Origin of the sequence: Advenella sp. FME57, from assembly GCF_014897675.1 — a bacterium.
Lineage (GTDB): Bacteria > Pseudomonadota > Gammaproteobacteria > Burkholderiales > Burkholderiaceae_B > Advenella.
In genome coordinates, this window is the sequence record NZ_JABUXU010000001.1 from 90,921 (window position 1) to 116,975 (window position 26,055).

22 protein-coding genes and 1 tRNA gene are annotated in these 26,055 nt (G+C 53.1%); 12 read left to right on the forward strand and 11 right to left on the reverse strand.

Annotated features, from left to right (window positions below; genetic code table 11):
- The first annotated feature begins 6 nt into the window (after window positions 1-6).
- The 3 genes from INT32_RS00395 to INT32_RS00405 all read left to right on the forward strand — a co-directional run bounded on the left by INT32_RS00395 (window position 7) and on the right by INT32_RS00405 (window position 2,860).
- Window positions 7-1,422: a site-specific integrase gene (locus tag INT32_RS00395; protein ID WP_193086766.1), complete on the forward strand. Its 1,416-nt coding sequence runs from the start codon at window positions 7-9 to the stop codon at window positions 1,420-1,422.
- A 272-nt stretch (window positions 1,423-1,694) separates the two neighbouring features.
- Entirely contained in the window at window positions 1,695-2,243 is a 549-nt protein-coding gene (locus INT32_RS00400; RefSeq protein ID WP_193086767.1) for a hypothetical protein, read from the forward strand.
- 170 nt (window positions 2,244-2,413) lie between these two features.
- Entirely contained in the window at window positions 2,414-2,860 is a 447-nt protein-coding gene (locus INT32_RS00405) for a hypothetical protein (RefSeq protein ID WP_193086768.1), read from the forward strand.
- Between the two features lie 294 nt (window positions 2,861-3,154).
- Here the strand turns inward: INT32_RS00405 and INT32_RS00410 are convergent.
- The 4 genes from INT32_RS00410 to INT32_RS00425 form a co-directional block, all read right to left on the reverse strand.
- Window positions 3,155-3,231: transfer RNA gene (locus tag INT32_RS00410), tRNA-Pro, on the reverse strand.
- A 319-nt stretch (window positions 3,232-3,550) separates the two neighbouring features.
- Window positions 3,551-3,901, reverse strand: coding sequence for a GFA family protein (locus INT32_RS00415; RefSeq protein WP_193086769.1), 351 nt, complete (start codon window positions 3,899-3,901; stop codon window positions 3,551-3,553).
- A 79-nt stretch (window positions 3,902-3,980) separates the two neighbouring features.
- Complete coding sequence (locus tag INT32_RS00420; RefSeq protein ID WP_193086770.1) at window positions 3,981-4,397, reverse strand: hypothetical protein; 417 nt, start codon at window positions 4,395-4,397, stop codon at window positions 3,981-3,983.
- A gap of 558 nt (window positions 4,398-4,955) precedes the next feature.
- Window positions 4,956-5,540 carry a YceI family protein gene (locus INT32_RS00425; RefSeq protein ID WP_193086771.1) on the reverse strand — a complete coding sequence of 195 codons (585 nt, stop codon included), beginning with the start codon at window positions 5,538-5,540 and terminating at the stop codon, window positions 4,956-4,958.
- A gap of 420 nt (window positions 5,541-5,960) precedes the next feature.
- Here INT32_RS00425 and INT32_RS00430 point away from each other — a divergent pair, with 420 nt between their 5' ends.
- Window positions 5,961-7,127: a class I SAM-dependent methyltransferase gene (locus INT32_RS00430; protein WP_193086772.1), complete on the forward strand. Its 1,167-nt coding sequence runs from the start codon at window positions 5,961-5,963 to the stop codon at window positions 7,125-7,127.
- On the opposite strand, the gene INT32_RS00435 is transcribed toward INT32_RS00430, so the two are convergent.
- The gene (locus tag INT32_RS00435; protein ID WP_128394096.1) at window positions 7,108-7,362 is read right to left on the reverse strand and encodes a hypothetical protein; all 255 of its coding nucleotides are present in this window, start codon (window positions 7,360-7,362) and stop codon (window positions 7,108-7,110) included. The two genes, INT32_RS00430 and INT32_RS00435, sit on opposite strands and share 20 nt — an antisense overlap.
- Before the next feature lie 257 nt (window positions 7,363-7,619).
- On the opposite strand from INT32_RS00435, the gene INT32_RS00440 reads away from it, so the two are divergent.
- Both INT32_RS00440 and INT32_RS00445 read left to right on the forward strand, forming a co-directional pair.
- Window positions 7,620-8,048: a hypothetical protein gene (locus INT32_RS00440; protein WP_193086773.1), complete on the forward strand. Its 429-nt coding sequence runs from the start codon at window positions 7,620-7,622 to the stop codon at window positions 8,046-8,048.
- A 485-nt stretch (window positions 8,049-8,533) separates the two neighbouring features.
- Window positions 8,534-11,125: a UvrD-helicase domain-containing protein gene (locus INT32_RS00445; protein ID WP_193086774.1), complete on the forward strand. Its 2,592-nt coding sequence runs from the start codon at window positions 8,534-8,536 to the stop codon at window positions 11,123-11,125.
- Here INT32_RS00445 and INT32_RS00450 read toward each other — a convergent pair.
- Window positions 11,021-11,374: a hypothetical protein gene (locus INT32_RS00450; RefSeq protein WP_193086775.1), complete on the reverse strand. Its 354-nt coding sequence runs from the start codon at window positions 11,372-11,374 to the stop codon at window positions 11,021-11,023. The two genes, INT32_RS00445 and INT32_RS00450, sit on opposite strands and share 105 nt — an antisense overlap.
- 213 nt (window positions 11,375-11,587) lie before the next feature.
- On the opposite strand from INT32_RS00450, the gene dinB reads away from it, so the two are divergent.
- Entirely contained in the window at window positions 11,588-12,652 is a 1,065-nt protein-coding gene (gene dinB, locus INT32_RS00455; protein WP_193086776.1) for a DNA polymerase IV, read from the forward strand.
- A 260-nt stretch (window positions 12,653-12,912) separates the two neighbouring features.
- Here the strand turns inward: dinB and INT32_RS00460 are convergent, their stop codons facing one another.
- On the reverse strand, window positions 12,913-13,374 hold the full coding sequence (locus tag INT32_RS00460) for a GatB/YqeY domain-containing protein (protein ID WP_193086777.1): 462 nt from the start codon (window positions 13,372-13,374) through the stop codon (window positions 12,913-12,915).
- Between the two features lie 63 nt (window positions 13,375-13,437).
- On the opposite strand from INT32_RS00460, the gene INT32_RS00465 reads away from it, so the two are divergent.
- Window positions 13,438-14,157, forward strand: a complete 720-nt coding sequence (locus INT32_RS00465; protein ID WP_193086778.1) for a hypothetical protein — start codon at window positions 13,438-13,440, stop codon at window positions 14,155-14,157.
- Between the two features lie 50 nt (window positions 14,158-14,207).
- Here INT32_RS00465 and pbpG read toward each other — a convergent pair whose 3' ends face one another.
- Window positions 14,208-14,993, reverse strand: coding sequence for a D-alanyl-D-alanine endopeptidase (pbpG, locus tag INT32_RS00470; RefSeq protein WP_193087219.1), 786 nt, complete (start codon window positions 14,991-14,993; stop codon window positions 14,208-14,210).
- Window positions 14,994-15,491: 498 nt separating this feature from the next.
- On the opposite strand from pbpG, the gene purL reads away from it, so the two are divergent.
- Window positions 15,492-19,556, forward strand: a complete 4,065-nt coding sequence (gene purL, locus INT32_RS00475) for a phosphoribosylformylglycinamidine synthase (RefSeq protein ID WP_370540158.1) — start codon at window positions 15,492-15,494, stop codon at window positions 19,554-19,556.
- 102 nt (window positions 19,557-19,658) lie between these two features.
- Window positions 19,659-21,119, forward strand: a complete 1,461-nt coding sequence (guaB, locus tag INT32_RS00480) for an IMP dehydrogenase (protein WP_193086779.1) — start codon at window positions 19,659-19,661, stop codon at window positions 21,117-21,119.
- A 258-nt stretch (window positions 21,120-21,377) separates the two neighbouring features.
- On the opposite strand, the gene INT32_RS00485 is transcribed toward guaB, so the two are convergent.
- Complete coding sequence (locus tag INT32_RS00485) at window positions 21,378-22,283, reverse strand: alpha/beta fold hydrolase (RefSeq protein ID WP_193086780.1); 906 nt, start codon at window positions 22,281-22,283, stop codon at window positions 21,378-21,380.
- A 236-nt stretch (window positions 22,284-22,519) separates the two neighbouring features.
- Between INT32_RS00485 and guaA the strand changes: the two genes are divergently transcribed.
- Window positions 22,520-24,112: a glutamine-hydrolyzing GMP synthase gene (gene guaA, locus INT32_RS00490; protein WP_193086781.1), complete on the forward strand. Its 1,593-nt coding sequence runs from the start codon at window positions 22,520-22,522 to the stop codon at window positions 24,110-24,112.
- A gap of 201 nt (window positions 24,113-24,313) precedes the next feature.
- Window positions 24,314-24,658: a zinc ribbon domain-containing protein YjdM gene (locus tag INT32_RS00495; protein WP_193086782.1), complete on the forward strand. Its 345-nt coding sequence runs from the start codon at window positions 24,314-24,316 to the stop codon at window positions 24,656-24,658.
- Window positions 24,659-24,948: 290 nt separating this feature from the next.
- Here INT32_RS00495 and INT32_RS00500 read toward each other — a convergent pair whose 3' ends face one another.
- A complete protein-coding gene (locus INT32_RS00500; protein ID WP_226816359.1) occupies window positions 24,949-25,383 on the reverse strand; it encodes a type II toxin-antitoxin system VapC family toxin in 435 nt (144 codons plus the stop codon).
- The gene (locus INT32_RS00505) at window positions 25,380-25,634 is read right to left on the reverse strand and encodes a type II toxin-antitoxin system Phd/YefM family antitoxin (RefSeq protein WP_193086783.1); all 255 of its coding nucleotides are present in this window, start codon (window positions 25,632-25,634) and stop codon (window positions 25,380-25,382) included. Before INT32_RS00505 ends, INT32_RS00500 begins: the two co-directional genes overlap by 4 nt.
- Between the last annotated feature and the right edge of the window lie 421 nt (window positions 25,635-26,055).

Genomic DNA, 26,055 nt, shown 5'->3' on the forward strand with positions numbered 1-26,055 from the left:
TAAAATATGACGCGCTATCCCAAAAAAGGAAAGGGTGCTCGATGGACCCTACGTGAGTTAAATGCCATCCCAGTGGATTGGGAAGGGGATACTTTGAGCGATGGCGGTGGCTTGTCAGGCGAAGTGAGAGTGAACGATGGTTCTGTATCCGTGCGATGGCGTTATGCGTTCCGATGGGAAACTAGAATATCGTGGTTCCAGTGTGGCACCTGGCCCACGGTCGAACTGGCAGAGGTTCGGGAGCGGCGCGACCTTGCTAAAAGACAGGTTCATGACGGAATCAATCCGAATGAGAAAAAGCAAGCCGACCGCATTGAGGCTAAAAATCAGACTCAAGCAATTTTGGCAGAAGAGCGTGCCGAACGAGAGCGGAATAAGACATTTCGGGAAATGTTTGCAGCTTGGCTCGATGGAGGGGTGTCACGGCAGGATGATAATGCGGGTTTGAAACGTGGCTTCGAAAAGGACGTTTTGCCAGCTATTGGCGATAAGCCATTGCGGGCCGTGACTGAGCAAGATCTCCGCGCCATTTACCGCGCTGTATTGGCTAGGGGGACCGAAAGGAACCCTCGGGATCGCACAGTAGTGGATTTGTCTGCCTCAATTCGTCAACTGTTTAGATGGGCCGAGCAACGTCAGCCCTGGCGCACGTTACTGGCGAATGGCAATCCGGCTTTGATGGTGGATGTCTCAAAGCTCATATCCGACGACTATACGGAAGAACGCGATAGAGTGTTGAGTGATGAGGAAGTTCGCACGCTAGATCGATTGATTCGGGAACAGAGCGCGGCCTATCTGAACGCTCCAGATCGCCGCGTGGCGCAGCGCGCTATTAATCCCAGAGCGCAGTGTGCTATCTGGATATGCTTTGCTACTATTTGCCGTATCGGAGAGTTACTAATGTCTCGTTGGGATCACGTCGATTTGGACGGTCGTATCTGGACAATTCCTCGCGAGAATGTAAAGGGTAGGGGGAAGAAAAAACAAGACCACTACATTTATCTGAATGATTTTGCCATTGCGCAGTTCAAACGCCTGGAGGCTCTAACAGGTAATACCGAATGGTGCTTCCCGGCGCGTGATGGCGAAAATCACGTGGATGTCAAATCGGTATCCAAGCTGATCGGCGACCGTCAGGAGAAGTTCAAGGACCGTCCAAACGGCCTTAAGGGCCGCCGTAACGACAACACGCTGGTGATTGGTGATGAGGAATGGACTCCGCACGATTTGCGCCGCACCGGCGCTACGTTGATGCAGGAGTTGGGCGTGCCGCTAGATATTATTGACCGGTGCCAAAATCATGTGTTGGGCGGATCGAGAGTGCGCCGACACTATCTGAAATATGACTATGCTAAGGAAAAACAGGAGGCCTGGCAGAAACTAGGTCATCGAATTAATGCGATATTACGGGCAACCAATTAGGTTTGATGGAATTTCCATCATTTGTATTGGGACTCGTTAAGCGGAAGAATGGGAGCCTGCCTTGTGGCGTTGTCGCTGGCACTAGCGATTAACATCCACCATTGCTGCATTCATCCGCATGGTAGCTGAGCTGAAACTTGGTGTCTTGCTACTACGGGCGATTTAGAATGCACACCAGTTTTGTTCAAAATTTAGCCAGAAAATTATCATGTTCTCCGAATTGAAAATATAAGGTAATATTATAAGATATAATGTTACATTGGGAGTAAACCGTGCCACATACGTTGACGCGATCCATATTGACAATTTTAATTCCTGGCTTGTTTGCCCTCTGCCCGTGGCTGCTCCTTTTACATCAATATGCGAACCCACAAGTAGGCTCTGTAAACCCAATTTTACTGCCGGCAATTGTGATCACTCTAGCTGCGGTATTAGGCTCGATTTTTGAAGGGCTTGGAAGTCATTTTGAAGCTTCATGGGACAACTGTCCAAGAATGACGAATTACGAGATCGAAAAGAACTGGCACATCTATTTGGCTAGTGCGCTCGAACCAAAGCCGATAGGGTATTCGTATTTGGCCAAGATAGTTACAAGCCTCTATTTTGAATTGGCAATGATTTGGGCATCACCTATTTTCATTATTGGACTTGGTGCAGTAGTTTGGCAGCATTTCTCAACTAGCAGTTGCCTCCTTGTAATTTGCATGGGATTGGCTAGCATACTCGCTGTCGTATTTTTTTGGTGGCAGGCACGTTCCTCTCATGAGGTGCTATGCAAGACAAGACAACGACTCAATGTCTTGATGCAGGCACCATCGTAGTTAGAATCCCGTTAGCGGCGGCTCATATGAGATAGGAATTTATGAAAGTTAAATATCGGAAAACAACGAATTTCAGGATACTAGTCACAGCATTGTCATACGCTTTAGTAAATGTTGTTTACGCAACCGAGGCCAAGTCGGTTCCCAGCTCCAGTGACATGGAATTCATCATGGAGCAGGTATACGTGAAGGCTGATGAAACTACCGAACATTACCGGAATCGGATTTTTGCCATAGAAAAGGATTTAGATCCTAAGACAACTCGCCCGAGTCTTTGTGACTTGATTTACTCTGGGGACAATAAGTTTAAGTGCGATGATGAGATTGTTGATAGCACTATACGTAGTTTTGCCGGCTATCAAAAATCAAGAGAAAGCAAAGAAAAATTTTGTGAATCTCTAAGTTCAGCTATTAGAGAAATTCAAACGCTGCGACAAAGAGGGAAGCCAATTCAGTTGTTTAAAGAAGATATGTCGGAAAAAAACGATGTAGGCTCATATTCAGACTATCTGATTTCTTATGTATTCCGTAACGGAATCGATAAGGACAGCCGATTGTTAGCATCTGATTTAGAATTGAAATGCCTTAAGCGTTTCGACAAGCTGCTGAAATTCTAAAGAATGTTGCCGCATTCTTGGCGATGCTCTAACCTGGACGATTCGATCCGCACTTTGGGGGAAGTGAATCCACCCCTACATGTATGCAATACCCAGCCGTGGCCTTTAGGAAGAAACGCCAGAAAAATTTCGTCTATCTTCTTGCTGTAAAATTAAGTGCAAGCGTGGAAGGACAGGAGGAGGCCGATAAGGTTAGTTAACGTGTTTCAAATAGCTGTTTACCCCCGCGTTTACCCCTTACATACAATAATAAAAAAGGACTTGCAAGATCATCTTGTAAGTCCTTGATTTTGTTGGTCGGAACGGAAGGATTCGAACCTTCGACCCCTTGCACCCCATGCAAGTGCGCTACCAGGCTGCGCTACGCCCCGACGATGTTGTCGCTTAGCAGTTTTGAGGTAAATCGCATTCGACTAAACCCTGGGGAAATGGCAGGTTAGTGATACGATCCAAGCTAAGTCGTGCATCATATCATTGTGACTATTTTTTTTCAATCGTCCAAGGCAGGTTCCATGAAAAATCTGGCCCGCGATTGATGGGTTCGTGCGCCATAATCAGTGCGTTCCTGCCTGTTTTTTGCAACGCCGACGCCGCAACATCATATATGAGTGGTTGTCGTCTTATCGCTGGCATTGTTGGCTGGCGCGGCAGATGTTGCCAACCGCACTGTTGTGAGAACCCGATAAAACGCTAAACCGCGGCACCGTCATATTTTTGCAACACCAGGACACCCAGGTCCGCCTGGGGCACGCTGCGCAAATTGACCGCGTAGGTTTGCGTGCCATCCGGCTGTCGGCCTGTCGCAAATGATTGGACCCCGCAGTTCTGACAGAATAGATGCTGGATCTTGTGTTTATTGAACTCGTACGTTTTTAGCTGTTCACTGCCGCTGTTCAACTCAAACTGGTCGCCGGGAACGAAGGCCAGTAATGAACCGGTGCGCCTGCAGATCGAGCAGTTGCAACTGATTGCCTGACTGGGTAATTCGGCATTGACCGTAAAAGTGACTGCGCCACAGTGGCAGCTTCCCTGATATGACATTGATCGCCCCTTGTAAATTGCACCCCCGGCTTTGGCAGACCGCGTGGCTTGGCGCGTTCAGCGTGCCTGGCCTGTGCGGTCAGGAGCCGATTCGGCGCTGCAGTTGTTCATAAGCTCGTTCAGCTGCTCTTTGCCTGGCCGGCGTTGTCGGAGCCAGGTAATACGAAGAGAAACTGGAATAGTACCGTTTTAACATGGGGCGGGTACGCTTGTCAGCATTGTCATATGCGTGCTTGTAGTCACGCTCCCAATTGCGATTGATCACCCGATAGCATCGCGTTCCTTTCTCATAGGATTCATGTGTCATGGCCTCGCAGCGGCTCACCGATGCGGGCGGATATTTATCGGCGAAGGCTGTTGCAGTTGCTGTTATGGCTTTATCCGATTCCAGCTCCTGTGCGGTGAACTCCGCATAGGGATCGGACTGAGTAAACGAGCAGGCTGCCAACATAATTAAGGTTGTGATAACGGCTGTCTTTTTCACTATTGAAGTCATGTTCGAATTTTCCTGAAGCAAGAAACGTTAGCTAGAGAAGGGAACCTGCCTGCGCAAAAGTATATACAACTTTAGAATTGATACAAAGAGAAAAATTATGAATGGAATGTGAATGCGGCCAGGCTCATGCTCTCCATTTGCGCGTCTTGGAAAAAAGGTTTCTCCCGGATGGGATGGCGTTGGCGATGCCAGAATGTAAGAACGGAAAGAGGCCGGGGGCAGAAAACTGGTTAGTGTGTGGCTGGCTGGCTGGTTGGCTGGTTGACGGGAGGCGGGCGCATGGAGGGTCAGCCGCCAGGCAATGGCAGTGATTCAGTGGGGGATAAAAAAGAGGAACCCGAAGAGGTAAGCTGCCAGAAAAAGCGCAGAAAAGGGAACTCAGATAAGGCGAGTCAGAAAGAGGGGAATGACAGCGGAATAAATCAGAGAACAGTCAGTGCATACAATTAGCCGCCGATGCTGCCGGCGGCTATTGCAGGGTTGCCAGGTAAAAGCAAAAACCGCGCCAGGCCCCGGCAAGTGCATTTTCCTGTGAATAACAGGAAAATGTGTCATCTGTTACTTGACGATGGCTTCGATCTGGACAAGTATTTTGACTTCGTCGGGAATGCCCATGTCGATGCCCCAGTTCATGCCCCACTCTGAGCGTTTGATTGTGGTTTCGAAATCGCCACCGCAGATGTTCTTTTTCAGAACGGGCTGGAAATAGCAATTGTAATTGGTATTTTTCAACGTCACCGGATGAGTCTGGCCCAGCAGGGTAAGGTCGCCACCTACCGTGGCGAGTTTGTCACTCTTGTATTCAAACGACTTCCCGGCAAACGTGATTTCAGGATATTTTTCGGCGTTGAAAAAATCAGCAGACTTCAAATGATCATCAAAATCCTTGGTGCCTGAATTGACCGATCCGGCCTTTATTTTTATATCGGCGTTTCCCTTGTTTTGCTTGGCATCGGCGGCAATGGTGCCCTGGACGTCATCAAAGCGAATGCGCAGTGTCGAAGTCTTAAAATGCATGACCTCCACGGTCACAAATGTGTGGGTCGGTTCCACTTCATAGTTTGCCGTTTCAGCATGGACCGTGCCAGCTATGCCGCAGAGCAGGGCTGCGGAAATAGCAGCGTTACATAATACAAAGGTCATTCAATATACTCCCGAAAAAATAGTGATGGCAAGGCGATAAACTGGTGCCTGGCGTGCGAATCTTCCTGATAATTTATCATGAATTTATTCAGTACTCTGTAAGTAATGGCATGCCCTCGGTATTCTTCATTTTCGTCATGAAGGCAAATCCAAAATGCAACCGGTTACCGTGCTCGACGAATTTTGTTGGGTGTACAGCCAATACCGGGCCACTGCGTGCTGTAACAAAGGCAGTGCCAGGCTTGTTTTATGGCACAATGCCTTGTTTGTCCGGTTTGGCGTGCTGATTGGGGATTGGCCATCTGGGCGCTTTCCAGCACATCCAGCACTTCAACCGCATGCAGGCAACGTAAGAACAAGCATAAAAGTCGTTTGGCCGGCGATAAACAGCAGTATATGCAATCTAAGGAATTTGAATAAATGAATACCGAACAGACCGAGAGCAGCACTCAGGGGTTGAGCCAAATCCTGCCTGATGGCGAGCAAACGGCTGTCTGGCATTCCGAGGCCGGCTTCGCTGCGCCAATCTCTCTGGAGCATGCCGACGATACAATGCGGGCCGATCAGGCCTTGAAAAAAATGCGCAACGGCATCGGATTGCTCTGGCGAGGTGACTTCCAGAATGGCAGACAACTGCTGCAGGCTTTGGGGCGCCGTCTGGACCGAAAGTCTAAAGCCGCTAATGATCATGGCGATGAGCCTATGGCGGCGCGCTTTCACCGTTACCGGATGCAGCAGGCACAACGGGCGCGCTTGCTTGGTCTGTTGTTGATCCGGCTCGAATCTGATAATACGATTGCACTGCGTCGGGCGCCAACCTGGGAGCAGGCTCTGCTGCAGGTATACGGGGCCGAGCATCCGCCCATGCTGGTATCGTTAAGAGAATTGCTTGGCGTAGTCGGTGCGTATGAATGGCGCCGCAAAGGGATGCTCATCGCCGACTGTGATTTTCGGATTCATCCGCACTATGGCGTATTTTCTCCCTCGCGCGCCGAGTATCTTGCATTGCTCATGCAGGCGCCATTGCCGGAAAACTGCCGGAGTGCATTCGATATCGGCACCGGCACGGGTGTGCTATCTGTCCTGCTGGCCAAACGGGGCATCGCGCGGATCATTGCCACCGATTCCTCACCGCGCGCGGTCGCTTGCGCGCAGGACAATGTGGACAGACTGGGGTTGGGCGATCAGGTAACCGTGCGGGAAGTTGAATTTTTCCCCGAGAGCAGGGCCGACCTGCTAGTGTGCAATCCGCCCTGGTTGCCCGGCAAGGTCACTTCGTCACTTGATGCGGCCGTCTATGACCCGAACGAACAGATGCTGAAAGGTTTTCTGCAAAAAGCGCGACAACATCTGGAGCCGGGTGGTCAGATCTGGCTGATCATGTCTGACCTAGCCCAGTTGCTGGGCTTGCGTGCGGCGCACGAGTTGACACAGCTGTTTAGTGATAATGATCTGCGCGTGCTTGCCGTTTATGAAGCCAAGCCGACTCACGCCCGTGCCGCAGATCGTTCAGATCCGTTGCATGAGGCACGCGCACACGAGACGACATCACTATGGTGCCTGGCGCCTATTGACACTGAAAATTGATGAAGTAGGTGTCTTCTGGCGTACCAGTACCGGTGGGATTGTGTTGTGAAATATTGACAGGTTTCTGGTAGCCGCAAGTTTTTTGGGCCGTCTGCATACACATTTCCCAGTTCGGTGGCGTTTTCGCATCGGGTGAACATTTGACGCCATAATTGCCGCGATCTGTCACGTCAAGCCCACTGGATGCACACCCGGCCAGCACGATAGGGACAAGAAGCAATAGCAGTTTTTTCATTCACGAACTCCTGTTGGGGCTGTATTGTCTAGTGGCTGTATTGTATCGGATTATTAATCACGCACTTTTATTTTAATTAAATTCAGTTATAGTAGTAGAACAATATCCTGTAACGTATTGAATTGAACGTCTGTATTTGCCCCAATGTGGGAAGTGATATGTTTGATTTGTATGCATTCCGTTACATTCAAGTGTGATTCTGTTGTTATGATGAGAGTCGTATAAGTTTTGTTTATGTCTTTTAAAGGGGTACTTCTATGAAAAAATTTCTCGTTCCCGCTATGATCGTTCTCGCCACTGCAGCAACAGTAAACGTACACGCTGCTACGCCATCTGACAATCTGTCCCGGCATGCGTTGGGCGAGGCAAAGGATACCCGCTCGGCCTGGGCCAAATCTCAGGATATGTATGTTGAGCCCACACTGCGCATGACAGAGACAACTGTGCCAGTCACGCCGGAGCAAGCTCAGCAGCAAAACTTACCGGTTCAGACAGTTCCTGCTGGCACCGTTCCACCTACAGGCACCACCACGACAACAGTGATTGGCCCTGACGGTCAGCCTGTTTCTCAGCCTGCGCAGCCAATGCAGCAGCCTGCTCAGCCAGCTGCGCCAGGCCAGCCAGTACCAATGCAGCAAGGTACCAGTGGCGCACCTGTTCAGGATCTGTCTCGTCCACAGCCCTGATGGCTTGTGGCTTGGCAGTATAATGCCGCTTGGCCATATGGGCATGATCCGCAGATATAGATAGCGCGCATTATTATTGCTGTTGTTTATGCCATCATGAGGATCTGCCTACTACTGGCTACACGAAAACCGATAGCGTTGCTGCGTTATCGGTTTTTTTGTTCTAATCGTGCGTGGATTCAGTTGTGGACTTCGTACGCGCAGTGCCTGCAACAGCCGGTCAATTGCGCAATCAGTTTGATTATTATACGCGGCGTCAATGAAGATCCAAAGTAACGCATAAGGGGCAGGGGTACTGTCGGGCGCCCACCTGGCGACCTATTGGCGATCGGCGCTGACATTCAGGCAACGACACCCGATATATACAGCGCGGCATCCGAAGCGGCTGGTAAATACCAGGAGATAAAAACGTCCGCATATGACCCCGTTAACGCTTTGCATTCATTAATCTGGTGGCATTCGCTCGGTATAAGCGCAGACACCGAATGCAGCCATTGAAAATGACAACCAACGACAGTCCGGCAGCGTTACTGACACGCTATGCCGATTTGTTCGACAATATTGAAAGCACGCCATTGACGCCAGAGCAACGCCAGGCGTGTATCTCGAATGCGCCAGCGACACTTGTTCTGGCCGGCGCCGGAACAGGCAAGACCAGCACGCTGACCGGGCGCGCGGCGTTTCTCATGGCACATGGATTGGCTAAGCCTGGCGACATTCTCTGCCTGGCGTTTGCCCGTGAAGCAGCGCTGGAAATTGATGATCGGTTGCAACGCCGGCTTGCTGCGCGCTGGCCGATACAGGGCTTTGCAGCAAGCACTTTTCATAGCCTGGGTTTGCGTATCGTACGCGAAGTCGAAGGCAGCGCGCCCGTGCTGACCGAACTGTGCGGTAACCGGCAGAAACTGCTTGCGTTTATTCACGAGCAAATGCTGCAGTTGACAGCGCGATCGGCCGACTTTGCCGGCGTGCTGTTTGAGTATTTTGCAAAGATCGAACCTGATCTTGCATTGTCATGCGAATTTGCCAAGCGCAGCAATTATCAGGCCGAGTATTCGGCCCACCTTTTACAGGCTGTTCGGGGTGAAGTCGTGCGTTGTCCGTTTGATTGCCTGGTGGCCAATGCGCTGTGCTTGATGGGTATTGAGTATGACTATCGAAAACATTATCCTCATCCCGTATTCCTGGCCAGGCGCCGTCCATACCAGAGTACTTTTTATCTGCCAGATACAGACGTTTATATTGATGTGTTCGATTGCTCGAGACCGACCAGCGCGAAATGTGCCACTGTTGCGCTGGCGAGCCGGCTTGCCCGCATTCATCGTCAATATGGCACTCGTCATATCATTCTTTGGGAAGCGCCAGGCTATGTGCTCGACATCTGGCAATTGGTTAAGCTGCTAAGCCGCAAGTTTATTGAGTGTGGTATATCGGCGTGGCCGGACAGGGCCGACGCTGCTCAGAGCAGCGTTCAGAATAACTGGGTTTCGCATAATCACGGCAGGGCAGACAGGTATCGTGCTTGCCTGCGGCCGCTGGTCGGCACTGCGCGTTGGTCTTCGCTGCTGGACGCGCTAGCCACTGTGCTGCCGCTATACCTTCAATGGCAGGCACAGACGGTTACGGACACAAAGCGTGCCCAACTGAAGCAGGCTTGGGAACGGCGCCGCATTGCGAATATCACTGCATTGGTGCAGCCGCTGGCGCAGGCCTATAAAGCGCGTTTGCATACGCATGGTCAAATTGATTTTGACGATATGATCGCCCGGGCAACGCAGTATGTCGCCACCGGTCGCTTTGTTGTTCCCTGGCGTGACATACTGATTGATGAATTCCAGGATATCTCGCTGCCGCGTTTTGCGCTGATTGCTGCCATGTTGCGGCAGCGGCCAGGTCTGCGACTTTTTTGCGTGGGTGACGACTGGCAGGCCATCTATCGTTTTGCAGGCAGTGAGATCCGATACAGCACGCAATTTTCTGATTATGTTCATCCTCAGGCCCGCATGGTGCCCTTGAGCTGCACCTTCCGGTTCAATCAGGCACTGTGCGACATCAGCAGCCAGTTCCTGATGAAAAACCCGTTCCAGAATCGCAAGCAGTTGTTCGCCGCATGTAATGACATGCGGCCGGTGGTGACTGTCGCTCGGCAGGAGGACGGCCTGGCGGTTATTTTATCAATGCTGCAGCACGCGGTGCAGCAGCGCGCAGACGCAGATCACGACTCCGGTCACACAGCCAAGGCGCTTGTTCAGCGAGTTTGTGCTGCGCCAGTCTTGCTGGCGGCAGGCGTCAAGAGAACGACTCGGATCGCGGCACGCGCTGGTTTTGCGGCGCCGGTGCTGGCCAGGTTATTGTCTGCAGCCGTTACCATCGACTCAGTCGATCCTTCTACCTGTTCAACGACAACCATGGAGACCGACGCTTGTCGTGGAGAACCGCTTTCGGCACCGAAGGCATCGGTGCTTATTTTGGCGCGGTTTGCACATCTGCTGCCGGATGGCGAAAGGCTGAACGCGTACGCTGTGCGCTATCCTGCTTTGCAGATCAGCGTCAGCACCGTGCATGCATCTAAGGGACTGGAGGCTGACTATGTATTGATTCTGAATATGGAGAAGGGGGATTACGGCTTTCCTTCAGGCAGGCGATCGGACCTTGTGATTGAACGTTTTCTGCCGCAGCCGGAGGGCTTTGAGCACGCCGATGAGCGTCGGCTGTTCTATGTCGCGCTGACGCGCGCCAGAAAGCATGTGTGGCTGCTGGTGCCACAAGACAAAAAAAATATATCGGTATTCGTGACGGAATTGCTGCAGGATAATAAAGCCGTGGTCCGCCGCTTTGGTTTACGCAATGCAAGAAGAGGTGCCTGCCGGAGAGCGAACAGGCCCTCTGGCGGCGCAAGCGCATCAAACATCCCAGATAAAACAGCTTGCGGCCCACGGCCTGGCTGGCGCTTGCACACGCGCGGCAGCGCGCTAGCTGATCGGCAGAAACGCCCGATCGCCGGTGTAGTTGATAAAATCAAGCGCTGTATCATAGGCATCGAGGTTGGCACAGAAAAAAAGAACCGTATCATCTGAGTCCATATTGGCCAGAATGGATTCCATTTCATCTTCTACCGGTTCCTCTTCAAGGCCCAGGCTGGAGACATGGATCTGGCCGTCCTGCTCAAAACGCGCTTTTGGCAAAATATCCGGAATCCGGTCAAAGTCTACGTCTTCCACAATTAAATAGATGTCCAGTGCCAGACCGTTGGCTTGCGCCAACACCTGAATGCCGTTATGGATCGCCCGAACTAGGCTTGTTTGTATACCAGGTTCAACCGTCATGATTTATTCAGAAAGCAAAGATGTTGGCGGCGGCGCATCGCTGGGCACGGCCGGTGCACCCTTATAATGGCCTTGGTATACGCCGCAACCGGCCAGGGCGATGAGAAGGGCAGTCAATGCGACAAATTTTTGCATGATAGTTAAAGTACCTGGAATGAGAGCTAGCGGGAATCGCTACAATGCAATTGTAATACGAACTGACCGCCCGGATCCATGACACGAAAAATTGTCCATATTGATATGGACGCATTTTATGCTTCTGTCGAGCTGCGTGAAAATCCGCAGCTCAAAGGCTTGCCCGTGGTTGTTGCCTGGGACAGCATTCGTTCGGTGATTGTTGCCGCGTCCTATGAGGCGCGCAAATATGGCTTGAGGTCGGCCATGTCGGTCAGGCGCGCACGCGAACTGTGTCCACATGCAATTTATATCGCCCCCAACTTTACCTTATACCGCGACGTGTCGCGCCAGGTGCGCGGCATTTTCCAGCGGTACACTGACCGGATTGAACCGCTTTCGCTAGATGAGGCCTATCTGGACGTCACCGTCAATAACAAGGGTATTGCGTCTGCGACAGAAGTGGCCCGCCGGATACAGGAGGACATTTTCCTTGAGACGTCGCTTACCGCGTCTGCTGGGGTGGCGCCCAATAAATTTCTGGCCAAAATTGCGTCGGACTGGAATAAACCCAATGGAATTTGTGTTATTCCGCCATCCAAAGTGATGTCATTTTTGCAGGATCTGCCGCTGGAAAAGATTCCCGGTGTCGGACGCGTGACGTTGGCAAAATTTCATCGGCTGCAAATGAAAACCATTGCTGACTTGCGCCAGCGCAGTGAATGGGAGCTGACGCATCATTTCGGACGCTATGGCCGTCGTTTGTACGAACTGGCGCGTGGCATTGATCTGCGCGAAGTCGACACCAATCAGCAATCGCAGCAGATTTCCACAGAAACCACCTTTGATCAGGACTTGCCCTATCTGCAACTACAGGATCCACTGGACGCCATCGCCAGAAAACTATGGGAGCAGGTGCTGCGCAAACGCAAGTTCGGGCGTACCGTCACGCTTAAGCTCAAAAGCGCCTCATTCAGGATAGTGACCCGATCGCAGACTTATTCCAGTCCGCTGTATTCGGTGGATGACGTGCGGCAGGCCGCGGCCACGCTGCTGGCGCGCGTCGAAGCCGATAAACGCCATACGCTGTATCGGCTCATTGGCCTGGGCATTAGCGCGTTTGCCGAAGTTGATGAGATTGAGGTGCAAATATCGCTGCTGTAGGCAGTGTGTTGTCTGGCACTAACCGTCACGCATGCGCGGACGCAGGAGAATGTGAAGACGCCTGATATCGAAGATGCGGGGTTACGAATATACGAGGCATTTAAGGGCCTGCGTCGCACAAGAAAAATGCCATTTTCTTCAGGCTGTTGGCCGGCAGGAAAATGGCATGGCACTCACTGTGTTGGCGTCTACACGATCGCGTACTAACGGCAACCGTATTGCGCGCCAATGATCGGGCGCGTATTGTCAATTCACAGGGTTTACGGTTTAAGGCGATCTTTCAGACGTTTGGACAATTCTGCCATGTCTGTACGGCCGGCAAGCTTTTGCTTGAGAATGGCCATGGCCTTGCCCATGACTGCCGGGCCGGTAATGCCGTCTGCAGTCACCTGGGTAAGCGCCGCGTCAACTGCTTCAGTCACTTCCTGTTCTGATGCTTCTTCCGGCAGGAATTCCCTGAGCACTTCAAGCTCGGCTTTTTCGGCTTCAGCAGTTTCAGTGCGGCCGGCATTTTCAAAAGCAGTGATGGACTCTTTGCGCTGTTTGACCTGTTTTTCAATGATGGCCAGCACCTGGTCGTCATTCAATTCGATGCGCTCATCGATTTCTTTCTGTTTGATAGCGGCCTGCAGAAAGCGCAGTGTACCCAGCCTTGCCGTCTGCTTGGCGCGCATGGCGTCTTTGACGCCATCTGATATTGCTATTTTGAGGGAAGAAGACATGAATTTATTCCGGGAATGGTAAGATTAGTTTCATATTATGGCATAACTTTTTCGGAGACATATATGACGGAAATAAAGACTTCCCAGATTCTTCTCCCGGAAGGCGACGCGCATGGCCAGTTGTTTTACATACTGCATGAAGAGAACGAGCAATTGACGAATATGCCATTTCTGTTAGGTACCATTCGGGCTGAATTTCCTGATGCTGTGATCCGGATCGCGGTGGTTGCTCTGGACGAAGATACGGCATGGCTGGACGCCGGGGACACCGAACCGGACGCGCCGGAAACGGCGCAACTTGCGCCGCGCCTGGCGGCCAATATCAAATCGCTGGAACATGATATTCAGATGGGTCAGAACATACACGGCGTACTGAGCGAAGCCACAGCCGTAATTGGTGTGGGCCCTGCTGGATCGCTGGTGTTGGGCCTGACGTTGCTGGAGCAGCCGATTGCCGGCAGGCTTATTACATTCGGGGCGAAATTTCCTGCCTATCCACTGGAGTTATCTCTGGATACAACGGTCCATCTGCTGCATGCCGATCGCGATACAACGATTTCATCGGCTCGGGCCCGCGAGGCGCATGAACGGATGGCGTTGCTGCAGGCGGACGCGACAATCGACATTGCCATGAACTCGGCCGAGTCGTTTAGTGAAGTGCTGATTGGAAAAATGTTTGAACGACTGAAAACCTGCGTGCCATTGCGATACTGGCGCTATGCCGCAGAGTCTGAAAGCGATAGGCAAGAAGAGGGAAGGGCTCCGCCCACGTCTCTGCATTAGAGCAGCAGCCCGACAGCAAACCATTGCTGTCCGGACCGGCTGGCTGGCCTTTATAGCAAGGTGGGGTAATCCTGCTGAACCATATGACGCACACGTACCGCGTCTGCGAAACGAGTTAGTCCGCCATCGGCATTAAGCAGCACGACGGCAACCGGGCGATGATCCATTTCGGTCATCATGACCAGGCAGTCGCCCGCTTCACGGATAAAGCCTGTTTTGGATATTTGGATATTCCAGTTGCTGTTGCGGATCAGGCGATTGGTATTGCGATAGCGCTGTTCGCGGCCGTTGCTGGTTACAATTTCGTATTTGTCGCTGGTTGTGTATTCGCGAATAAGAGGCTGCTGATGTACAGCCTGCATCAGGCGCACCAGATCGCGGGGAGAGGCGACATTCTGTGGCGACAGCCCCGTCGGCTCTACAAAACGCGTACGGGTCATGCCCAGCTGGCGCGCCTTGGCATTCATTTCGCGCACAAAAGCGTTCATGCCGCCCGGGTAGGTTCGGCCTAGCGCATGAGCTGCCCGGTTTTCCGACGACATCAGGGCCAGATGCAGCAACTCGCGGCGCGTCAATGTAGTGCCAACGGACAGCCGCGAAGATGATTTTTTGACCCGGTCAATGTCATCCGCCGTAATGACGATCTGCTCGTTCATGTTCAGACTGGCAGTGGTAATGATCAGTGCTGTCATCAGTTTGCTGATCGACGCAATGGGCCGGATCACATCGGCGTTTTTGGAATAAAGTATACGGTTGTCAGTCAGATCGACCACATAGGCGACCTGGGAACGGACAATACCACCGTTATCGGCCTGGCCGACAACGGTGCTGGCCAGTGGCAGGGCGTCATAGGTTGGGCTTCCATCGTCTTCCTGGGCGAAACTGGAAACGGGTACAATGGAACCAGTGGTTAGCACCACGGCCAGACATGCGGTCAGGGTTTTTCTAAGATATTTTTGCATAGGTTCGTCACGGGCAAATTAGATCAGGGTCAGCGCAATTATAAATAAGATTTGAAAAAAAATATATTTATTAATGGGTTAGAGGCGATATCTAAATTTACTGTTAAGTGGATAGCTTAAGCTTTGGTTTGCATTTTAATAACAAAATAAACGAGGAACGAAGATAATAGACGTAAATACGGCTATTTTTGGCTAAAACACACTAAATTGTATCAAATGTTTTCCTGAGGGAAATAGGTAGAAAAGCAGGCGACTTTTCCCTGAAGCGTCAGGGTAAATATCGCAATTGCATGGTTATTGCGCATGAGACGGGGCCAGGGGCGATAAAATAACGCTTTCCTGTTCAGGCAATTTTCATTTACTCCGGTTTTTATTGTGTCAGATACTCAACATCAGCACCAAATTGCATACGGCTGTGCCGCCTTGACCCCGTTTCAGAAAGAGCGACTGCTTGTGGCGCTTGCCCAGGCCGGGTTGCCTGTGCAGGACATGACTGCCCGCTACGAGCACCACGTTTTCATTCACGGCGCTATGTCTCAGGAAGATCAACAACGGTTGAATCAGCTTCTCAACTACGGCACCGCCCAGGCAGGCGTGCCGGCGCAAGATGCATTGGTGCTGCGGGTCCTGCCACGTCTGGGGACATTATCACCGTGGGCCAGCAAGGCAACCGATATTGCACACAATTGCGGCTTATCGGCGGTGCGGCGCATAGAGCGGGGCATTGAATACCGGTTTGTTCCAAAAAAAGGGTTGCTGGGCGCCAAAAAGCTTACGCAAGAGCAGCTGTCGCAAATTGCAGCGCTTGTCCACGACCGGATGACAGAGACCGTGGTAGATTCGGCCTTTGATGCCTCAATATTAATGCAAACTTTGCCTGGCAAGCCGCTGGCGCAAATTCCGGTTCAGGCCCGAGGCAGGACGGCGCTTGACCAGGCCAATGAGAACCTGGGTCTGGCATTGTCGCCTGTGGAAATAGATTATCTGCTGACCTCGTTCAGCGAGCTCGGACGCGATCCCACTGATGTCGAGTTGATGATGTTTGCGCAGGCAAACAGCGAACATTGCCGTCATAAGATTTTTAACGCCAGTTGGGAAATTGATGGCGAGAAAAAAGAGGATACCCTGTTTGGCATGATCCGCAAGACACATGCGGCACAGCCCAAGGGAACCGTGGTTGCCTATTCGGATAATGCTGCCGTCATGGAAGGCGGGCCGGCAAGCCGGTTTTTTGCTGGCTTGCCGGCAGAGGATCACAATGCGGCGGCGCCCAGGTACGGTAGCCAGATGCGTCTGACCCATACATTGATGAAAGTGGAAACGCACAACCACCCAACGGCAATTGCGCCATTTCCAGGCGCGGCCACCGGCGCCGGCGGGGAAATCCGCGACGAAGGGGCAACCGGGCGAGGTTCCAAACCCAAAGCGGGCCTGACCGGATTTACCGTATCCAATCTGAATCTGCCTGATATCGCCGAATCGCGTGAGGCCAAGCCTTATGGCCTGCCTGATCGAATTGCCAGCCCGCTCGACATCATGATTGAAGGCCCAATCGGTGGCGCTGCGTTCAATAACGAATTTGGCAGGCCAAATTTGCTGGGCTATTTCCGCACCTTCGAACAGACGATCGATGGGGTGCGCTGGGGCTATCACAAGCCGATCATGATTGCAGGCGGCCTGGGCAGCATTGACGCTACGCTTACCCATAAAGATGTCATACCGGGACAGGCGCTGCTGATTCAGCTTGGCGGGCCCGGCATGCGTATTGGGATGGGAGGCAGTGCGGCTTCGTCCATGAGCGCCGGCGCCAATACCGCGCAGCTTGATTTCGATTCGGTCCAGCGCGGCAATCCGGAACTCGAGCGTCGCGCCCAGGAAGTGATCGATCGCTGTTGGCAATTGCAAGAAGACAACCCGATCATTGCCATTCATGATGTGGGCGCGGGCGGCTTGTCCAATGCGTTTCCTGAATTGGTCAATGATGCGGGCCGCGGCGCGATTTTCGATCTGCAACGGGTTCATCTGGAAGAGTCCGGCCTGTCGGCTGCGGAGATCTGGAGCAATGAGGCGCAGGAACGCTATGTGCTGGCCATCCTGCCTGAAGACCTGTCGCGTTTCGAGGCGATTGCTGTGCGCGAACGCTGCCCGTTTGCCGTCGTGGGGGTAACCACGACAGAGCGTCATTTGAAGGTCTCTGATGGCCAGGGCTTGCCGGGATTTTCCGAGCCGCAAGCCGCAGCGCAGGCCGAGGGCCCTGCGCCGGTGGATGTGCCAATGGACGTTATTCTGGGCAAACTGCCCCGCATGAAGCGTCAGGCCGAACACAAGGCACGTACGCTGGTGCCAATGGACGTAACGGGATTGGATCTTGCCGATATTTCACTGCAAGTCATGCGCCACCCGACGGTAGCCAACAAATCATTTCTGATTACCATTGGCGATCGCACCGTGGGCGGCCTATGTTCACGAGACCAGATGGTCGGCCCATGGCAGGTGCCTGTGGCCGATTGCGCGGTTACGCTGGCCGATTATGAATCAGTGCGTGGAGAGGCCATGGCGATGGGCGAGCGTACGCCGCTGGCTATTGGCAACGCGCCGGCATCAGGTCGCATGGCGGTTGCCGAAGCGCTGACCAATCTTGCCGCAGCCGATGTCGCTTCGCTGGAAGACATCAAGCTGTCAGCCAACTGGATGGCCGCTTGCGGCTTCGAGGGTCAGGACGCCGCACTGTTTGATACAGTGAACGCCGTCTCAATACTGTGTCAGACGATTGGTCTATCTATCCCGGTAGGCAAGGATTCATTGTCCATGCGGACACGCTGGGACGAACAAAACGAGCCCAAAGAAGTGGTAGCACCGATTTCGCTGGTTGTAACGGCTTTTGCGCCGGTGGCCGACGTACGCAAAACCCTGACGCCGCAACTGGTAACTGACCAGGGCGATACCACTTTGATTCTGCTCGATCTGGGGCAGGGGCGACAGCGCCTGGCCGGCTCGGTATTGTCAAATGTGATTGACCAGTATGGTTCCGACGTTCCTGATCTGGACGATCCGGCGTTGCTCAGAACCTTTTTCCTGACCATCCGTTCGCTGGTCGAGCGCGGGCTGATTCTGGCCTATCATGACCGCTCCGATGGTGGTCTGCTTGCTACGGTAGCCGAGATGGCCTTCGCAGGCCACGTGGGTGTTTCCATCAATCTGGACATGTTGACGTTTGACGAAACCTCTGCCGATTGGGGGGATTATAAAATTCGTCCCGAACAGGTGGCGGTGCAACGCGATGAATTGACGGTCAAGGCGTTGTTCAACGAAGAAGCCGGCGCTGTTATTCAGGTGCGAGCCGAACAGCGTGATCAGGTGCTACAGGCCTTGCGTGAAGCCGGGCTGTCCCGCATTTCAAATGTAATAGGAGCGCCGAATACCTCTGACCTGATCGAGTTTTACCGTGATGGCCGCCGTATTCTCGGTCTGGATCGCGTCGATCTGGGTAAGGCCTGGAGCCAGGTTACCTACGAAATAATGAAACGGCGCGATAACCCGGCCAGTGCCCAGGCTGAGTTCGACAACTGGGACGAGCGCAAAGACCCAGGCCTGAATGCTGTTATTAGCTTTAATCCCCAGGAGCCGCTGGCCGCGCCCTTTATTTCAAGTGGCATACGTCCTAAAATTGCCATATTGCGCGAGCAGGGCTGCAACAGTCAGGTTGAAATGGCCTGGGCCTTCGACAAGGCCGGCTTTGATGCCTACGACGTGCATATGACCGATCTTCTGTCCGGTCGCTCCTCGCTTAACGACTATCAGGCCATGGTGGCGGTTGGCGGCTTCAGTTATGGCGATGTGCTTGGCGCTGGCGAAGGGTGGGCACGCACCATTCGGTTTAATTCGGCGTTGTCTGCACAGTTCGCTGCCTTCTTCGCGCGGCCCGACGTCTTTGCGCTGGGCGTGTGTAATGGCTGCCAGATGCTGGCTACGCTGGCTGACATGATCCCTGGTGCACAGGATTGGCCACGGTTTACCTATAATCAGTCAGCCAAGTACGAAGCCCGCCTGAGCCTGGTGCAAATTGACCAGTCTCCGTCCATCTTCTTTAACGGCATGCAGGGCAGCCGCCTGCCGATCGCGGTGGCGCACGGCGAGGGCTTTGCCGATTTTGGCCTGCAAGGCGATATCAATGCCGTCCAGACAGCCTTGCGCTATGTATCGAACGCAGGGTTTGTATCAGAGGCCTATCCGGCCAATCCCAACGGCAGTCCGCAGGGTATTGCCTCTGTCACGACGGCAGATGGCCGGTTCACCATTATGATGCCCCATCCAGAAAGGGTTACGCGCAATGTCATGATGTCCTGGCATCCGGACAGCTGGGGCGACCAGGATACGGGTGGCGACTACACGCCGTGGATGCGGATGTTCATGAACGCCCGTGTGGCCATGGGATAGAAAACGGTTCGCGCAGCGGGGAATTTCTCGCTGTGTGGGCGAACCCGGTTGATTCCGTTCGGGCGCAAGCGTATAATTTTGCTTTGCGCCCGGAGTTATTTCATGCGTCTCATTCAAAAAGCACTTACCTTTGACGATGTTCTTCTGGTACCTGCGTACTCAAATGTGTTGCCGCGCGACACGTCTCTCAAAACTAAACTTACCCGTAATATCACACTGAATATTCCGCTGGTATCGGCAGCCATGGATACGGTTACCGAAGCACGTCTGGCCATCGCGATGGCTCAGGAAGGCGGGATCGGGATCATCCACAAGAACATGACCGCAGATGAGCAGGCCGCAGAAGTGGCTCGCGTCAAACGTCATGAGTTCGGAATTGTTATCGATCCGGTGTCGGTCACATCAGACATGAAGGTGCGCGATGCCATTGCCCTGCAGAAAAAGCATGGCATCTCCGGTCTGCCCGTGGTAGACAACGGCAAGGTGGTTGGCATCGTGACCAATCGGGACTTGCGTTTCGAAGACCGTCTTGACGTGCCGCTCACCTCTGTGATGACGCCCAAGGAACGGCTGATCACCATGCATGAAGGTGGCACGCTGCGCGAAGCCCAGGCCTTGATGCACAAATACCGTCTGGAACGTGTATTGATTGTCAATGACGATTTTGAATTGCGCGGGCTGGCTACCGTCAAGGATATTGTTAAAAATACGGAACACCCCTACGCGTGCAAGGACGAATTCGGTCAATTGCGTGTCGGCGCAGCGGTCGGCGTGGGCGAGGGCACCGAAGAGCGTGTACGCAAGCTTGCCGCAGCCGATGTCGACGTTATTATCGTTGATACCGCACACGGCCACTCCCAGGGAGTGCTTGATCGCGTACGCTGGGTGAAAGAGAATTTCCCGGAAGTTGACGTGATTGGTGGCAATATTGCCACTGCCGAAGCCGCCAAGGCGCTGGTGGATGCTGGAGCCGATGGTGTCAAGGTGGGTATTGGTCCGGGCTCAATCTGCACCACGCGAGTTGTCGCGGGTGTGGGTGTTCCCCAGATCACGGCCATTTCCGATGTTGCCAAGGCGCTGGAAGGCACTGGCGTACCGCTGATCGCCGACGGCGGCATCCGCTATTCCGGCGACGTGTCCAAAGCGCTGGTTGCGGGCGCCTTTGCCTGCATGATGGGCGGCATGTTCGCCGGCACTGAAGAGGCGCCGGGCGAAGTCGTACTGTTCCAGGGGCGCTCCTATAAGTCCTACCGGGGCATGGGTAGTCTTGGTGCCATGGAAAAAGGCTCTGCCGACCGTTATTTCCAGGATCCTGCCAACAACGTCGACAAGCTGGTGCCGGAAGGTATTGAAGGCCGTGTACCATATAAAGGCAGTGTGCTGGCCATCATTTATCAGTTGGTAGGCGGTATCCGCGCTTCCATGGGCTATTGCGGTTGCGCCTCGATCGATGACATGCGTACCGTGCCGCAATTTGTAGAGATTACCTCTGCCGGTGTCCGCGAATCGCATGTGCATGATGTGCAAATCACCAAAGAGGCACCGAACTACCGCGCCGACTAAGTACAGCCGCACCAGTGACGCCACGCATGCCGTGGCACACTGCGTGATCGGCACCGAAACCCGGAACCAAACCCGGCGTTGTTTATCACAGCGCCGGGTTTTTATTGTCCCAATAGATTGCATCAGATTGTTGCGGGCAGTGTAGCTGCCTACCATGCAAGTGATGCAGCCAGGATTATCTCAGTTGACCGATGAAGCAATAATCAGTATCGATGGATCTACGGTCAATGTTCATTCGGGCAACGTTGCTGCACGTTATCACAGCGAGGACAGCGCCAGAAATTTTTCAACCACCATGTTCGGCGCCAGTAACGGGGCCGAATGAGAGCTGTTCAGTTCTGCCCAGACCCAGTCTGGCTGGTCTTTTACCCAGTCATGCGAGGCTACGACCGGCTTATAGGGTGGAGTGGTGCAGGCCAGATAGATTTTTTTCACGCCTGCACCTAATGGCGCGTTCAGCGAGAGCGCACTGGCATAGGTGTTGATTGGATGCGGCGTCAATTTTCCTCGTGCGAATGTGTATTGCTCAGTATCGGCGGGAATGCCCAAATGAATCGGATCCGGTGCGGGAATGCCATATCCATGGTGTGCCTGGGCAGAGGCAGTCAGTGCATTGACCACCTTATCGGGCAAAGTCGCAAACGTGGACTGACCTGAAGGCAGCACAAAGGCATCCAGGTAAATCAGGCGGTCCAGACGATCTGCGATACGATCCGCAACGCCACTGATGATCAACCCGGCAAAACTGTGGCCGACGAGAATTACGTTGGCAAGTGCTTCGCCAGCGCCGGGTTCACACGTATTGGCAAGAGCTCCGGATATCGCCGCGCCAGGCCCTGGCGAGTCTTGTTCAGGTGCTGTGGCATTATTGCAACTGTAATTGAAATCAGTAGATGAGCCCGCAAGCGCCGGCGCCGTTTGCGGGTGCAATATTGCGGTTTCGATATCCTCAATGAACGTGTCAAGCGAAATGGTTGCTGAAAGTTCGGCTGCGCGATCTCCCAGACCTGTCAGCGTGGGGGTATACACGATATGCCCCTGATCCCGTAGCTGTTGCGCAACCTCGTCCCAGACCCAGGCTCCGTGCCAGGCACCATGGACCAGCACAAAGGTTTTTGCTGAGGGAGCAGGATCGGTAAAGGGTTGATTCTGGGTATTTTTCATTGATTCAGGGCCTTTGCTAGGTGAGCGAAACAAGGGGTAAAACAGACACGCTGTCCTGGCGTGCGTTGCTGCGTTCGTGCGCCAAACGATCGCGCTTGCGTTCAGGGCGGCGGCACGGGAAACAAGCCTGACTGTCACATCTTATACGCAGTCAGGTTTTGACACCGTTTTGGGCGTCACAGCCATTATAATGTCGTCTTCCAATTTCTTTTCTTTTGTCCTCAGGCGGATATAGCATGCATCAGCGGATTCTGATTCTCGATTACGGTTCACAGGTTACACAACTTATTGCGCGACGCGTGCGCGAAGCAGGGGTGTTTTGTGAAATTCACCCCGGCGATGTCGATGCTGCTTTTCTTGCAGAACAGCAGAGCCTGGGGCTCAAGGGCGTGATTCTGTCCGGCAGCCATTCGTCTGCCTATGATGAAGCGTCACTCAAGGTGCCGCAGCAGGTATTCGAGCTGGGCGTGCCGGTGCTGGGCATCTGTTACGGCATGCAGGCCATGGCCTCGCAATTGGGCGGCAAGGTCAGCTGGTCCGATCATCGTGAATTTGGCTACGCTGAAGTGCGCGCGCATGGCCATACCGCACTGCTCAAGGACATTGCCGATTTTGTCACGCCAGAGGGTCATGGCATGCTCAAGGTCTGGATGAGCCATGGCGACAAGGTCTCTGAACTGCCCGACGGCTTTGTGCTGATGGCTTCTACGCCTTCATGCCCGATAGCTGGCATGGCCGACGAAGCCCGTCATTTCTATGGCGTGCAGTTTCACCCGGAGGTGACTCACACCACGCAGGGACGGGCGCTGTTGAACCGCTTCGTTAATGACATTTGTAACTGCAGCAATGACTGGAACATGCCCGACTACGTCGAAGAAGCGGTGGCGCGCATCCGTGAGCAGGTCGGCACCGATGACGTGATTCTGGGGTTGTCCGGCGGCGTGGATTCATCCGTGGCCGCAGCATTGATCCACAAGGCCATCGGCGATCAACTCACTTGTGTTTTTGTAGATCATGGGCTGCTTCGTCTGAATGAAGCAGAGCAGGTCATGAAGATTTTTGGCGAACACCTTGGCGTCAATGTGATTAATGTCGACGCAACAGACGCCTTCATGAGCAAGCTGGCCGGCGAAACCGACCCGGAGAAAAAACGCAAGATTATCGGTCGGGAATTTGTGGAAGTGTTCCAGGACGAAGCAGGCAAACGCAAAAGCGCGCGCTGGCTGGCCCAGGGCACGATCTACCCCGATGTGATTGAATCGGCCGGCGCCAAAACCGGCAAGGCCGTTGCCATCAAGTCGCATCATAACGTGGGTGGCCTGCCGGAAACGCTGAATCTGCAACTGCTGGAGCCGCTGCGCGAGCTGTTCAAGGATGAAGTGCGAGAACTGGGTCTGGCGCTGGGTCTGCCGCATCATATGGTGTATCGCCATCCATTCCCCGGCCCCGGCCTGGGCGTGCGCATTCTGGGCGAAGTCAAGAAAGAATACGCCGATCTGCTGCGCAAGGCTGATGCGATTTTTATTGAAGAACTGCGCAACACAACCGATGAAGAATCAGGCAAATCCTGGTACGACCTGACCTCTCAGGCCTTTGCCGTGTTTCTGCCAGTCAAATCGGTGGGTGTCATGGGCGACGGCCGAACTTATGATTATGTGGTCGCGTTGCGTGCGGTGCAGACTTCTGATTTCATGACGGCTGACTGGGCGCAACTGCCATACCCATTACTGGGTCGTGTGTCATCTCGTATTATCAACGAAGTGCGCGGCATCAACCGGGTGGTTTATGATGTTTCCAGCAAGCCGCCTGCGACGATTGAGTGGGAATGAGGTCGATTTATAAGTTATAGATTTAACTTCAAAAATTTTGACTCGATAACTATATCTCGCACATCATTAAAGGTATTTTTCATGATGTCCGGCAGGTATACCGTTGAGAAAAACACCGGTACCACCACCGTGTTAGTGATGCCGGCACGGTATTGGGAGGGCTCTCGGGTAAGCCGGAGCAAGTTTCTAGGATTCTTTGATATGAGTACTTTACCCCCCTGTTCACAATGCCAGTCCAGCCTCACCTATGAAGATGGTAGCGGGCTCTACATTTGTCCCGAATGCGGCCACGAATGGCCGGTTCAAGCCGAGTCCGTGGCTGAGTCGGACGAACGTGTTCACCGTGACGCCGCCGGAAACGTGCTGCAAGATGGAGATAGCATCACCGTCGTCAAAGACCTAAAACTCAAGGGATCGGGCGGGGTCGTGAAGATGGGGACCAAGGTCAAGAATATCCGCCTGGTCGATGGGGATCATGACATTGACTGCAAGATCGATGGATTCGGCGCAATGAGCTTGAAGTCGGAGTTCGTGAAGAAAATCTGACTGATGACCTAATGAGCGGCCCAACACGACGCCATGTGGACCTCGACAGTGGCATGCTCCTGGCGGGGGCCCATTGGGATAGCATGGTATTTCTCGCGGTATCAGCAGAATTTATTGTATTGTTGTATTGATTTGAAAGTTGTTTTTCTTCTTGTTTATAACTGAGTGAGAGTGATTGCGCGTCTGGCGCCGCCAGGCATCTGATGCCATAAAAAGCCACCAAGCCCGCATTGCGGGCTTAGTCATATGCGCCCTGGCAAACGGCCCGTACGGGCCGCTTCCGGGTGTTCCTAACGAGAGTTTGACAGTGTCCACGGGTTGAGTAGTGGCGCACCTGTAGCCTCAAAATCAGCCGAGTTTCGCGTGACAACGGTCATTCCGTGCACAAGCGCCGTGGCTGCTATAAGGGCGTCCCGTTCAGAGCGGGGATCTGGCACATACAAACGAGCACACTGCAATGCAACTGCGGTATCTATCGGTAATGAGCGTTCGGCAAATTCCGGCATGACATAAGCTTCAAGCCAAGCCCTGAGCTTCGCGCCTTGGGCTGAGTCGCGCCGTTCGATCCGCAGGATGCCAATTTCAATCTCCATCACGGTCATGGCGGAAATGTAGAGTTTCGCGGCATCCACGGTGGTTAGCCACTCGATTACGTTAGCGTCAGCTTTTCCATCTCCTGCCTTGCGAAGCTCGGAAATAACGTTGGTATCGAGAAGATACATCAAGACAGGTCTGCCGTCCGGCTTTGGATGTTGGCCCGTGGTGGATCGAACTCAATATCGGATAGTCCCGGCACAGAAAGTACGTCAACGATATTACGGCGCTTCCCGGTGATACGTTGGTACTCGTCAATACTAAGTAATACGTGGGCTGGCTTGCCACGATCAGTGATGAAGACAGGGCCTTTTAGCGCCGCCTTTTTTGCTCGACCAATATCTTGATTCAACTCTCTGCTGGAGATGGTTGTAATGCTCATGGGATTCCCCATTTATCTTTACGTGATTGTATGTTGTAACGTTACTACATTTTTTTCAATGATGCAAGGCTGACGCTGACTCCATTGATTTGGGCGCGCGAAATCTATCGTGTAACGATGTCTGGGCCATTTTTCTGGCCAGCAAGAATGAACATCGCAATCTTGTTGTTCGCCACCAAATGTTGCCTTGCTCCATTAAAACAGTTCTCCGCCGACCGGCTTGGCATCAAGCCATTTCCGATCTTTAAGGGCGAAATCGACCGCTGTGTTGCATTGAGTCAACAACTTATCGAGGGCGTAGTGAGGCCGTGCTTGCGGTTTTATTACCAGACGACCGTTGTCGAGGGCTAGACTGACCTTGGCTTCAACTTCTAAGTGAAGCAACATCACATATCTGAAGGAGAAGGGCAGTGGGTGCTGC